At 44.4% G+C, this 11,610-nt stretch carries 12 protein-coding genes; 9 read left to right on the forward strand and 3 right to left on the reverse strand.

All coding sequences use genetic code 11. From position 1 onward, the window contains the following. Window positions 1–102: 102 nt before the first annotated feature. Genes IGI72_RS00240 through IGI72_RS00250 form a run of 3 tightly spaced genes read right to left on the reverse strand, consistent with a single transcriptional unit; the run spans window position 103 to window position 1,167 of the window. A complete protein-coding gene (locus IGI72_RS00240) occupies window positions 103–267 on the reverse strand; it encodes a hypothetical protein (protein WP_005226470.1) in 165 nt (54 codons plus the stop codon). Beyond that, window positions 264–854, reverse strand: a complete 591-nt coding sequence (locus IGI72_RS00245) for a DUF1700 domain-containing protein (RefSeq protein WP_010748498.1) — start codon at window positions 852–854, stop codon at window positions 264–266. Before IGI72_RS00245 ends, IGI72_RS00240 begins: the two co-directional genes overlap by 4 nt. Beyond that, window positions 841–1,167 carry a PadR family transcriptional regulator gene (locus tag IGI72_RS00250; RefSeq protein ID WP_005226473.1) on the reverse strand — a complete coding sequence of 109 codons (327 nt, stop codon included), beginning with the start codon at window positions 1,165–1,167 and terminating at the stop codon, window positions 841–843. Before IGI72_RS00250 ends, IGI72_RS00245 begins: the two co-directional genes overlap by 14 nt. Window positions 1,168–1,486: 319 nt before the next feature. On the opposite strand from IGI72_RS00250, the gene IGI72_RS00255 reads away from it, so the two are divergent. From IGI72_RS00255 to IGI72_RS00295, 9 genes are all read left to right on the forward strand, one after another. Next, window positions 1,487–2,101, forward strand: coding sequence for a TetR/AcrR family transcriptional regulator (locus IGI72_RS00255; protein ID WP_179190610.1), 615 nt, complete (start codon window positions 1,487–1,489; stop codon window positions 2,099–2,101). Window positions 2,102–2,446: 345 nt separating this feature from the next. Next, window positions 2,447–4,468, forward strand: a complete 2,022-nt coding sequence (gene pulA, locus IGI72_RS00260) for a type I pullulanase (RefSeq protein WP_438752634.1) — start codon at window positions 2,447–2,449, stop codon at window positions 4,466–4,468. Window positions 4,469–4,585: 117 nt separating this feature from the next. Then, a complete protein-coding gene (locus tag IGI72_RS00265; protein ID WP_438752636.1) occupies window positions 4,586–5,593 on the forward strand; it encodes a LacI family DNA-binding transcriptional regulator in 1,008 nt (335 codons plus the stop codon). Between the two features lie 169 nt (window positions 5,594–5,762). After that, complete coding sequence (locus IGI72_RS00270) at window positions 5,763–6,050, forward strand: PTS Lactose/Cellobiose specific IIB subunit (RefSeq protein WP_016608966.1); 288 nt, start codon at window positions 5,763–5,765, stop codon at window positions 6,048–6,050. A gap of 31 nt (window positions 6,051–6,081) precedes the next feature. After that, a complete protein-coding gene (locus IGI72_RS00275; protein ID WP_010748503.1) occupies window positions 6,082–7,500 on the forward strand; it encodes an L-fucose/L-arabinose isomerase family protein in 1,419 nt (472 codons plus the stop codon). Beyond that, the gene (locus IGI72_RS00280; protein WP_005231740.1) at window positions 7,491–8,327 is read left to right on the forward strand and encodes a transketolase; all 837 of its coding nucleotides are present in this window, start codon (window positions 7,491–7,493) and stop codon (window positions 8,325–8,327) included. Before IGI72_RS00275 ends, IGI72_RS00280 begins: the two co-directional genes overlap by 10 nt. Continuing rightward, window positions 8,314–9,255: a transketolase family protein gene (locus IGI72_RS00285; RefSeq protein ID WP_086338867.1), complete on the forward strand. Its 942-nt coding sequence runs from the start codon at window positions 8,314–8,316 to the stop codon at window positions 9,253–9,255. The genes IGI72_RS00280 and IGI72_RS00285 overlap by 14 nt, the downstream gene beginning before the upstream one ends. Before the next feature lies 1 nt (window position 9,256). Next, entirely contained in the window at window positions 9,257–10,705 is a 1,449-nt protein-coding gene (locus tag IGI72_RS00290; protein WP_086338868.1) for an FGGY-family carbohydrate kinase, read from the forward strand. A 12-nt stretch (window positions 10,706–10,717) separates the two neighbouring features. Further along, complete coding sequence (locus IGI72_RS00295) at window positions 10,718–11,575, forward strand: alpha/beta hydrolase (RefSeq protein ID WP_010748507.1); 858 nt, start codon at window positions 10,718–10,720, stop codon at window positions 11,573–11,575. Window positions 11,576–11,610: the final 35 nt, after the last annotated feature.

The following is an 11,610-nucleotide window of genomic DNA, read 5'->3' on the forward strand; positions in this document are numbered from 1 at the left end:
TCCGTCAAAAAGAGAAGTTCAATTTTTTCACCGATACATGAAATTAATGCAAATTGCTATTTTTTCTGACGAAAAAATCAACTTATAATTATTTTCCGTCTGTTATTCCGTATAGAAACCAACGAGTTGATACCAGCGACGATGCTCAATATGGTAGGCATCAGGTGAGTAGCCTGACATTGAAAAACCGATAAAGGTGATGACCAGTCCGAGAATAATAAACAACAGACTGAGAAAAACGAAAAAGCGCTTATTGATTTTGATCATAGGACTGCCTTCTTTCGATAGTTTTGAACAAATGATTTCGGCCAAACGACAAGGGAGTGGGTAAGACGTGAAAAAGGTCGGCTCATACTATAAGTGGCGATCAGGCAAAGCAGCCCTAAACCAAATAAGAAAATCCCCATGCCTAACTGACTTAAAAAGAGATAGAAACCATCCGCCATCAGCATGGGACTTAAGACAACGCTGGCGATCCCACCGATAAACGTAGTGACACCAATCATGCCAGTGGTGAAAGGCACACACCAGATGATTATTAAAAAGCTTAGGATCAGCAAAGCGGCACTTAACAAGAGGCTGCCCCACAATGGGAAGCCCAGTACTAAAATCAAGAGCAAAAAGGGATGAAAGCGGCGGGGAATCTCTACTACGACCTCTTCCGTTTCGGTAACTGCTTGGATCAGTTCTTTTGGGGAGCCAAGGCGTGCCACGGCTTCTTCTTCGGTGTATCCTTCTTCCATCAAATCTTCGATCATCTCGTCATAATAGTTGATCAGCTGATGAATCTCGCTAGGTCTGACTTTTTCAGATAATTCCGCAGCCAATGCCTTGATAAAATCAACTCTGTTCATCTAATGTTCCTCCTTTAATAAATCGCTGGATCAATGTCAATTGGGGCCAGTCGTTGGTTAAAAAATCGTCGATCCGCTGTTTTCCGATTTTGGTCAAGCGGTAATATTTTCGGGTCCGTCCTTGATGGCTTTTATTATAAGTCTCAACCGCTCGGCTGGCTTCTAAGCGCTTCAAGATAGGATAGAGCGTTGATTCTGAGATTGGCAGTAAAGGAGATATGTTTTTGACTAATTCATAGCCATAAGAGTCACCATGCTGCAAATAAGCCAAAACACAAATTTCCAATAATCCTTTTTTTAATTGGGCATCCAAAGGCTCTCCTCCTGTTCATATTTATACTATACATTACATAGTATCATTCCACAAGCAGCACCAGTCAAAATCAGCCTTAAGTCTGAGCACCATAAGACAACAAGAGTTTCTTTAATAAAATGGTCAAAAATAAAAAATAAAATTAAGAAAATCGGCGGAAAGTATAGGTTAACGTGCTCTTTTTTGTTAAAGTAGAAGTATAAAGATTACTTTCAGTAAGAAAATGGGCGTTGGTTGTGCTTCTAAAAGCTGCAAGTAGTCAAAGTGAATGAGACGAACATCAGCAAGAATTGGTGACGTCCAGAAAGGAAGGGGTATTATGAGAAAAGCAACGATTACGAAAAAATATTTGATCAATTGCTTAAAAAAATATCTGGTGGAATATCTTTATCGACCAATCACTGTCCGCGACATTGCTAAATATGCACGAACATCGACCCAACCGATCTATTTAAATTTTTCAAACATGCAAAATTATAAACAGGCGATGGTTGATGATGTGTTTCGCGACATTCACGAAACAAAAAAAGAGTCAGAAGAGACACTCGATTCCTTATACAGCTTTTGGCAGGACTATTACGTATTTGCCAGCCGCAATCGTAACCTCTTTTTCGCACTTTTTTTAAATGATATTGGCTGTGGTCCTTACATAAAAGAGCGTTCTTTTGCTTATTTTCAAGAAGCAATTGCTGAATCAGCTGTTTTTCAATGTGCGCATAAAAGCGATCTGAGAAAATATCATGAAGAAGCCTTGATCTTTTTTAGTGGGTTGGTATTGCTGTTTATTCGTGAAGGAAATACGCAAGATAATGCTAATTTTTTGAAAGAGACACAAAATTATTGGCAGCGAGTCCTTCATGAACCAGTCGATTTTTATCAAGGTGATTTACCTAAAACCTTACTCGAATCAGGTCTAGCTGTAAGTGATCAATAGATAGCGAGAAAGAGAGGGAGAGATTTCAGAATATTGTGACAGCTATCATTGCCATTATTGATTTCTTCTTTTTCAACAATCCCCATCGGAGCAGTGATCTTAAAGATTAGAAGCAATAGCTATTCTTTAAGAGCCGTTCAACGAGTGGGGGTTTTTCTTTTGATAAAAAGAGGTGCGGAGTCGTTTAGCAAAATAAGAAAAGGGCTTGTCTGTAGTGTTAAGGCTTATTTTTAGGTCAAAGAAAAGGCGGCTTATTGTTGGCAATTTTCAAGAAATATGAGAAGGTAGAAATAGCAGAAAAGTAACTGGGTTTTATAGTTAGCAACGTTGAATGGAGGAATTTTGATGGGACAAAACACGCAGTATGGAGAAAAAAAGATTGCGATCGATCGCAGGATCGGTTTTTTAGAAGAACATACGTATCACGGGAATGATCTTGGTGTGACTTTTCAAGGACAGCAAACCACGTTCAAATGCTGGTCACCAGAAGCAGAGGCCGTTTCAGTATTGATATATCAAAGCGGTGTCGCTGGGGCTGATGATCGCCTGCTGACACTGCCAATGGTCCAAGAAGACAACTGTTGGCAAGTCACGACGGAAGAAACCGTCAAAGAGCTGTTTTATACGTTTGAATTTCAACGAGACGGTCAAAAAGTCGAAGCGGTGGATCTTTATGCCAAGGCAGTAGGGATCAACGGGAACCGTGGGGCCATCATTGATTTAAAGGAAACAGATCCTGAAGGCTGGCAGGAGACTCACGGCGTCGGTCAGCAATCGATCACAGATGCCTATATTTGGGAATTGCATGTCGAAGATTTCAGCGGCGCCGAAAACAGCGGGATTTCACCAGAAAATCGCGGGAAATATTTAGCCTTTACTGAAAAAAAGACCCATCTGACAGGGGATGAAAGTCAACCAACTGGTATGGCTTATTTAAAAGAGCTGGGGATCAATTATGTTCATCTGCTGCCGATCTTCGATTTTGACAATGATGAAACTTCGTCTGCCTACAACTGGGGCTATGATCCGAAAAATTACAATGTACCTGAAGGACGATACGCTTCTGATCCTAGTGATCCCAAGGCGCGGATTCGTGAATGCAAGCAAATGATCCAATCGCTGCATGAAGAAGCCATCGGCGTTGTAATGGATGTGGTCTTCAATCACACTGCGATCACAGAAGAATCGTGGTTTAATTTAACGGTGCCTGATTATTACTACCGCCAAGATGATGCGGGGAATTTTGCAGACGGTTCTGCTTGCGGCAATGAAGTGGCTTCTGAACGGAAAATGATGCGCAAATTTATCATTGATTCAGTTTTATATTGGGCGCAAGAATACAAAATCGACGGCTTTCGTTTTGATTTGATGGGCTTGATCGATGTGGAAACCATGAACCAATTGCGGCAACGCCTAGATGCTGCCGGCTTCAGCCATGTGATTTTATACGGCGAACCATGGGATGCCGGCAGCAATCAAATTATTCAGCCGAATATCCCAGCGAATAAAAGCAATGTTTGGGCACTGTCAGAAGGCGTTGCGGTTTTTAGCAATGATTTAAGAGACAGTATCAAAGGCGATGTCTTTGAAGAAACAGACGGCGCGTTTATTCAAGGAATGAATGGTCAACCGCAAGTCAAGCAAACCTTTTATGCGGCAAATTTGGCAACGGCGATTCAAGGAAATACGAAAGTTGCTGGACAAGAAGGCGCCGAGCGTTGGGCAAAATCGCCCCGTCAAGTGATCGCCTATGCGTCAGTCCATGATAATTTGACCTTATGGGACAAACTGGTGGCAACCATGCAGGCTTCAGCGAAGGAAAGAAATTATGACTTTGATCCTGAGCTTTTAGCCCGTAACAAACTAGCAGCAGCCATTTTGTTTACTAGCCAAGGAGCCGTGCTGACTCAAGCTGGGGAAGAATTTGGCCGTACCAAAGAAGGCGATGAAAATTCCTTCCGTTCGCCACTGGCAGTCAATCAGCTGGATTGGGGACGTGCTAAAACCTTCAAAGAATTGCGCGAGCTGTATCGGGGCTTGTGGGCATTGCGGCAGTCCTATGCACCATTGAGAGATACCACGACCCAAACGGCTGAAAGCATGGTCTTTTATGAGACAAAGGATGAAAATCGCTTGGCGTATCAAGTACCCAATCGTGACGAACAGCATCCATGGCGTTCCTTGTTCGTTTTACTCAACAGCACGGAAGAAAGCTGGTCCTTTGACTTACCGACGGCAACAGAAAATACTTCTTGGCACCTCGTTGCTGACCCCAAAGGAGCTGGGATCGCTTCTCGCGGCGTAGCAGCGCCAAGGATAACCATCGACCCATTGTCCTTCTGCATTTTGGCGGAACAAAGTAACTAATCAAAGTAGAAGCTAAAACAAACTAAAAATTTTAGTTTGTTTTAGCTTTTTTGGTAGTAAAAAAACAATTCTTTTGCTATACTTTTAACAGAATGAGAAGCAGAAAGCGGTGAGCAAATGAAAGTTGTGATCTCTGATATTGCCCGAAAAGCTGGCGTTTCCAGCGGAACAGTCTCTAATGCGATCAACAATCGTAAGGGGATCAGTGAACAAAAACGGCAAGCGATCTTGAAGATCGCTCGTGATATGGGGTATTTTGATCAGCGAGAAATTAAAAAAACGGAAAGCCAAAAAATCAAATTTGTCGTAATGAACAAACAAGGAAATGTCGTAGGGGATACGCCTTTCTTTTCTGAATTGATCCGAGGAATCGAAATGGAGTGCAGTGCGTTAGGCTATGAACTGGTCATTTCCCATATCACACTGGCACTAGAAGAAGACCCGATTGAAAAGATCCGTCCAGAATTAGCAGATGGTTTGCTATTGTTAGGAACGGAATTGGAAAAACAAGATTTAGCAGTCTTTCGCCATTTGGAAGTACCGTTAGTGATTTTAGATACGGTGTTTAATTCGCAGGACTTTGATTTTGTCGCCATCAATAATCGTGACAGTGCCTATGAGATCGTTGAAAAGATGATCGAAAAAGGCCACCGTGACATCGGCATCATCAATTCAACCTTTCAAATCAACAACTTTCGGGAACGCAAGCAAGGGTTCATCCAAGCGATCCAAGAGCATGATCTGATCCATTATGAAGAGACGGAAGCCTTAGTAGAACCCACCTTGGAAGGCTCCTATCAAGACATGAAGGTCTATTTGGAATCCTTGCGTGCCGATCAGCGACCGTTGCCAAGCGCTTTTTTTGCGGTCAATGACAATATCGCCATCGGTGCCATGAAAGCCATTCGCGAAGTGTTTCCCGATCATCCGTTGACCATTGTTGGGTTCGATGATATTCCTTTGGCGGAATTTTGCAACCCACCACTGACCACCGTCAAAGTAGATAAAGTGTACCTTGGTCGCCAAGCCGTGCGACGCTTGATCGAGAAAATCACGAGTGAAGATGAAAACCATCTGAAAATGCTGGTCGCCACGACGATCGTCGAACGCGAAAGCATCAATTAAGAATAAAAATAATATGAAAAATAAGAAGAAGGACAAAACGTTTAGCAAGCGTTTTGTCCTTTTTTAGTTATTTAACAAAAATATTTATCTAAAACTATTGCAAAATATTTAGCTTGTGCTATATTTAAGGTGTAAAAAGTAAGGGATTACATTTTGAGGAAGTGAATAGATGACACAGATCGGTCTTTTTTGTGCCACTGGGCTCTCCAGTGCACTGCTCGTCAAAGCGCTCAAAGAACAACTAGCGGATGATCAGCATTACCAAGTCAATTCCGCGCCTTTTTCAGAAATATTTATGGTGGGGAATGACTATGATTTTTTGATTTTAGCTCCTCAAACCCGCTTCAATCAAGCGAAAGTCGCAGCAGCCTTTCCTGATAAAAAAATCGTTTTACTGACGGATGAGGAATTTCTGAGCAAAAATGTAGCACGAATCGTCGAAGAAATAAAAATTTAGCTAAATATACTAAAACGCAAAGGGTGGTTTTATGGATAAAGTAACCATCGGGTTCGCCCCGACTAGAAGAAATTTGTTTAGTGCAGAAGCAGCCATTGAGTACGCCAATCTGACACGACAAAAAATGGACGAACTTGCCATTGATTATGTAGATATTTTAGATATCAACGAAGACGGCTTACTATACGATGATGAAGGGGTTGAAAAAATCGCCGAAAAATTCAAAGCAGCGAAGATCGACGGTCTTTTTCTAGCCAATGAAAACTTTGGTACGGAATATGCCTGTGCTCGTTTAGCCAAAAAACTAGATGTCCCCGTCTTACTATGGGGACCTAAAGATGAGACGCCAGCCGCCGACGGTTCACGTTTGCGGGATACGCAATGCGGTCTTTTCGCTATTGGGAAAGTCTTGCGCCGTTTCAAGGTACCTTTCACCTATGTCAAAAATTCTGATATTGATTCACCAGAATTTGCCCGCGGCTTGCAAGACTTTATCAAAGTCTGCAATGTCGTCAAGACCTTCAAACAAACACGAATCTTGCAAGTTGGCCCACGCCCCTTTGATTTTTGGACCGTGATCTGCAACGAAGGCGAACTATTGGAGCGTTTCAATATTTCGCTTTCGCCAGTACCGATCCAAGAAGTAGTGCAAGAAATCAAGAAAGTCAAAGAACAGCAGCCAGATAAAGTGCAAGCAGTCATTGATTATTTTGAAACCAATACGGAAGTCCAAATTTCGGCGAAAGATTTGGAGATGGTGGCAGCCCTTAAAGTGGCTTTGCAAAACTTATGTGAAAGCTACGGCTGCAATGCAGGAGTCATCCAGTGTTGGACGGCCTTACAAGACGAAATCGGTATTTTACCGTATGCCTCCTTGTCGCTGCTACAAGAAGAAGGCTTGCCTTTTGTCTGTGAGACGGATGTCCATGGGGCGATCTCGGAACTGTTGGTCGAAGCCGCTTCGTTGGGGGAACACCGTGCGATCTTTGCGGATGTCAACTGCCGCCATCCAGAAAACGAGAATGGCGAATTGCTGCAGCACTTAGGAGTTTTTGCTTATTCCACCGCAGAGACCAAACCGATCTTGCCGCAACGACATTTTGTTTTTGACTATCCAGGATCAGTCGCTTTTCGGGCAATCAAAGACGAGTATACGCTGTGTCGCTTTGATGGGGACAACGGCGAGTACTCCCTACTGATGGGTACTGGTAAAGGGATCGATGGCCCATACAATCAAGGGACCTATCTCTATCTGGAATTTGCGAATTTGAATCGCTTGGAATTCAAACTCGTTGAGGGCCCTTATATTCATCATGTTGCGGCGGTCAGAAAAAATGTGGTGCCGATCTTGTACGAAGCGTGCAAATACATCGGCGTGCAGCCAGATTTTTATGATCCAATCGAAGAAGACGTCAAAGCATACTTGAGAGGGGATCAATCATGGAAATAAACGAGCTGGAGATGAAGGCTTTAACGATTCGAAAATCCGTGTTAGAGCTGATCTATCAAGCAAAAACGGGTCATACTGGTTCGGATCTTTCTTGTACCGATATTTTAGTGGCCTTGTATTATCGGATAATGAATGTCGATGCGAAAGATCCTCAAAAGCAAGATCGTGACCAGTATATCCAAAGTAAAGGACATGCGGCAGAAGTATTATGGGCCGTTTTAGCGGACAAAGGTTTTTTGCCGAAAGAAGAATTAGCCACCTTTTCGCAATTTGGTTCAAGACTGATCGGTCATCCAAACAATAAAGTAGCTGGTGTTGAGATGAATACTGGTTCACTAGGTCACGGCTTACCTGTCGCAGTAGGGATCGCTTTGGCAGGCAAACTGGATCACCGCACGTATCAAACCTATACGTTGTTGGGAGATGGCGAATTAGCAGAAGGCTCGGTATGGGAAGGAGCCATGGCGGCTGCCAACTACCAGCTGGACAATTTGACCGCCATCATTGATCGCAACGGCTTGCAGATCACTGGAGCCTCGGAAGATGTGATGGCAGTGGAGCCGCTAGATGAAAAATGGCGTGCCTTTGGTTGGGATGTGCATATCGTTGATGGCAATGATATGGCTGCCTTGGTGGCTGCATTAGAAAAACCGCATCAGCCCAATCAACCGAAGCTGATCATTGCCAAAACCATCAAAGGCAAAGGCTATTCTGCAGCCGAAAATCAAGCGCAATGGCATCATAAAGTGCCAACGGCAGAAGAGCTTGCACAAGCCATTGCCGAACTTGATCAGCAAATGGAGGTTTTGACTCATGGGAAAAAATAATATTGCCAATCGCCAAGCAATGTGCGACGTATTGATTGAAGAAGGAAAAAAGAATCCTGCGATCACGGTGTTGACCAGTGATTCTCGTGGTTCCGCTTCGTTAGCACCTTTTGCCAAGGAATTACCGACACAATTGGTGGAAGTAGGGATCGCAGAGCAAAACATCGTCAGTATTGCGGCTGGCTTAGCCCATATGGGCAAACGCCCTTTCGTTGCATCTCCAGCTTGTTTTCTCAGCATGCGCAGTATCGAGCAGATCAAAGTCGATGTCGCGTATTCGAATAAGAATGTCAAACTCGTAGGCATCAGCGGCGGTGTCAGTTATGGGGCATTAGGCATGAGTCATCATTCCTTGCAAGACATCGCAGTGGCACGAGCGATCCCTAATTTGCAAGTGCTGTTGCCAGCAGATCGCTTTGAAACGATCCAAATGTTTAAAGCCTTAGCGGCATCAAATGAACCAGCCTATATCCGTCTCGGTCGCAATCCTGTTGAAGATTGTTATGATTCTGCAGATTATCCTTTTGAGATCGGCAAAGCCATTAAGCTGAGAAGCGGTCAAGATGTCGCATTGCTCGCCACTGGCGAAACCGTGCGCCAAGCGTTGGATGCTGCGGAGCTATTGGAAAAACAAGGCATCACTGCTACCGTTTTAAATGTTCATTCCTTGAAGCCCTTTGATTCAGAAACGGTCAAACGAGTGGCGAAAGAAACAGGCACCGTGATCACTGTGGAAGAACACAGCCAATACAACGGCTTAGGAGCTGCCGTGGCGGAAACACTGACAGAAGAAACGGACATTCGACAAAAAATCATTGCTTTTCCGGATGAAGCCTTGATTACTGGTTCTTCGTCAGAACTGTTTGCCCATTATGGCTTAGACGGTGCCTCCATAGCGAAAACAGCGGTTGCGTTTCTAGGAGCTTAAGATGGACAAGAACTATCAGCTGGTTTTAGATCAGAGTACATCCGGTACCAAGCTCTTACTGTTTCAAGAAGGGAAAATCCTGCAGCGTTACGATAAAAAACATCGCCAAATTTATCCAAAAGTCGGGTGGGTCGAACATGATCCCCTCGAGATTTGGCAAAATGTCCAAGAATTGCTGGCACAAGTGTTTCAAGAACAAGCGATCACTGCAGGTCAAATCGTTTCCTTGTCCTTGACCAATCAGCGAGAAACGATCGTTGCATGGGACCGATTGACTGGTAATCCCTTGTACAATGCGATCGTGTGGCAATGCAACCGCAGCGCCGCGATTTGTGAAGAATTGACGGCACAAGGCTGGGAAAGGACGATCAATCAAAAGACCGGTTTACGCTTAGACCCGTATTTTTCTGGCACCAAAGTGAAATGGCTGGCACAAGAATTATCGGCTATCAAGGAAAAGTCGGGAACTGGCGAGTTGGCGATCGGTACGATGGACAGCTGGCTGTTGTGGAATTTAACGCAAGGGAAGGTATTTGCGACAGAAGCCAGCAACGCTTGCCGAACATTGTTTTACAATATTGAAGAGGGCCGTTGGGATGCAGAACTCGTCAAACTTTTTGGCATCCATTTAGCAGACTTGCCAGCGATCAAACCTGCTGATACGGTTTTCGGTAACTATCACGGAATCCCTATCAAAGGAATCTTAGCCGATTCACAAGCGGCATTATTCGGGGAAGGTTGTCAAAGCCTTGGGGATGTAAAAATCACGATGGGTACCGGTTGTTCGATCATGATGCAAGTGCAGCAGGAGCAGACGTTGCGAGATCGCCGCATTTTGACGACGGTCGGCTGGCAAACTAGCCAGGAAACAGCGTTTGCGCTAGAAGGCATCATCCGTTCCTGTGGTGACGCCATCAACTGGTTCAGTGAGCAAGTGGCTCCGCTGCCAGATGTAGCTGAGATTTGTCAAGAAGTGCTGACCAATGACAGTCAAGAAGACATCTATTTTATCCCAGCATTGCAAGGAATGGGTGCCCCTTTTTGGGATAATACGATGACTGCCAGCTTTGTCGGCATGAAACGCACGACGACGACTCATGAGCTGTTGAAAGCCGTTTTAGAAAGCATCATTTTTCAAATCAAAGCAGTGATCGATGTGATGGAAGAAGTCGCTGAACGACTGATCAATCAGGTAATGATCGATGGCGGTGTTTCGAAAAACCGCGCCTTGATGAGCTTATTGGCGACTTTGATCAATAAACCCGTCATCGTCAGCGAAGTCGAAGAATTTTCAGCCATCGGCACAATGCTTGTTGCCAATCCAACCATGAATGAACCAGCTATTCAGCAAACCACGATCGTTCCGCAAGCCGAACAGGCCGTGATCCGTTTGAAATATGAAAAATGGAAACGGTTCATTGAGAAATCAGCTGCTTTTAGTGAAGGATAAAGGAGGAACTATATGGAGACCCAACGAATCCAATTGAATCAAACGGCTTACGTGGATACCTATTTATTGCACCAATCCAAAGAGTACAATGTCGGCAAGAAACGACCGCTAGTGATCGTCTGTCCAGGCGGCGGCTACGCATTTACCAGTGATCGAGAGGCGGAAGTCATTGCCTTGAAATTCAATAGTATCGGGCTAAATAGTGTTGTTTTATGGTACACCACCGGTGACCAAGTGAAAAACGTTCCCCACAATGCCTTGATGGAAGCCGCCCAAACCGTCAAAACCATTCGTGCGCATGCTCAAGAATGGTTGGTGGATGAGGAGCAAATCATCGTTTGCGGTTTTTCAGCAGGCGGACATCTAGCGTTGCAGTTAGCGACGCGCTGGCACGATGCTGAGCTGGCAGAAGCGTTGGGCGTTAGCAGTGACTTACTGAAAGTGAATTTGGCGATCGCCGGCTACCCATTGGTTTATCAAGAGCATGCCTTCCCAATCGATGAGCTAGGCTTTGCTGCTAGTCTGATCGAAAAACCTTTAACTGCCAACGAACGCTTTTTTGGGAGTAAACAACCGACGGAAGAAGCCATTCAATCCATGAACATTTTGCATCATGTCGATCAGTGGACACCTCCGATGTTTCTCTGGCATACGACGGAAGACGTCTTAGTCGATGTGGCGCACTCGTTGAAGCTGGCGGTCAAATTAAGAGAAGCCGAGATTCCATTCGAACTGCATATTTTTGAAAAAGGCGAACACGGACTGGCATTAGCGGATCGAACAACGGCACGCAAGCCAAGTCACCACAATGCCCATGTCGCTAAATGGTTTGAGCTGTGCGAAGGCTGGCTCAGTAGTTATATTGATTAAAAAACCGTCGGTGCACAACTTGTGCCGATGAAAGG

Origin of the sequence: Enterococcus sp. DIV1059_2 (assembly GCF_051713685.1) — a bacterium.
GTDB lineage: Bacteria > Bacillota > Bacilli > Lactobacillales > Enterococcaceae > Enterococcus_D > Enterococcus_D casseliflavus.

Coding starts and splice junctions, on each gene's coding strand:
- IGI72_RS00240 (WP_005226470.1), bottom strand. CDS start 267: ATGATCAAAATCAATAAGCGCTTTTTCGTTTTTCTCAGTCTGTTGTTT.
- IGI72_RS00245 (WP_010748498.1), bottom strand. CDS start 854: ATGAACAGAGTTGATTTTATCAAGGCATTGGCTGCGGAATTATCTGAA.
- IGI72_RS00255 (WP_179190610.1), top strand. CDS start 1,487: ATGAGAAAAGCAACGATTACGAAAAAATATTTGATCAATTGCTTAAAA.
- pulA (WP_438752634.1), top strand. CDS start 2,447: ATGGGACAAAACACGCAGTATGGAGAAAAAAAGATTGCGATCGATCGC.
- IGI72_RS00265 (WP_438752636.1), top strand. CDS start 4,586: ATGAAAGTTGTGATCTCTGATATTGCCCGAAAAGCTGGCGTTTCCAGC.
- IGI72_RS00270 (WP_016608966.1), top strand. CDS start 5,763: ATGACACAGATCGGTCTTTTTTGTGCCACTGGGCTCTCCAGTGCACTG.
- IGI72_RS00275 (WP_010748503.1), top strand. CDS start 6,082: ATGGATAAAGTAACCATCGGGTTCGCCCCGACTAGAAGAAATTTGTTT.
- IGI72_RS00280 (WP_005231740.1), top strand. CDS start 7,491: ATGGAAATAAACGAGCTGGAGATGAAGGCTTTAACGATTCGAAAATCC.
- IGI72_RS00285 (WP_086338867.1), top strand. CDS start 8,314: ATGGGAAAAAATAATATTGCCAATCGCCAAGCAATGTGCGACGTATTG.
- IGI72_RS00290 (WP_086338868.1), top strand. CDS start 9,257: ATGGACAAGAACTATCAGCTGGTTTTAGATCAGAGTACATCCGGTACC.
- IGI72_RS00295 (WP_010748507.1), top strand. CDS start 10,718: ATGGAGACCCAACGAATCCAATTGAATCAAACGGCTTACGTGGATACC.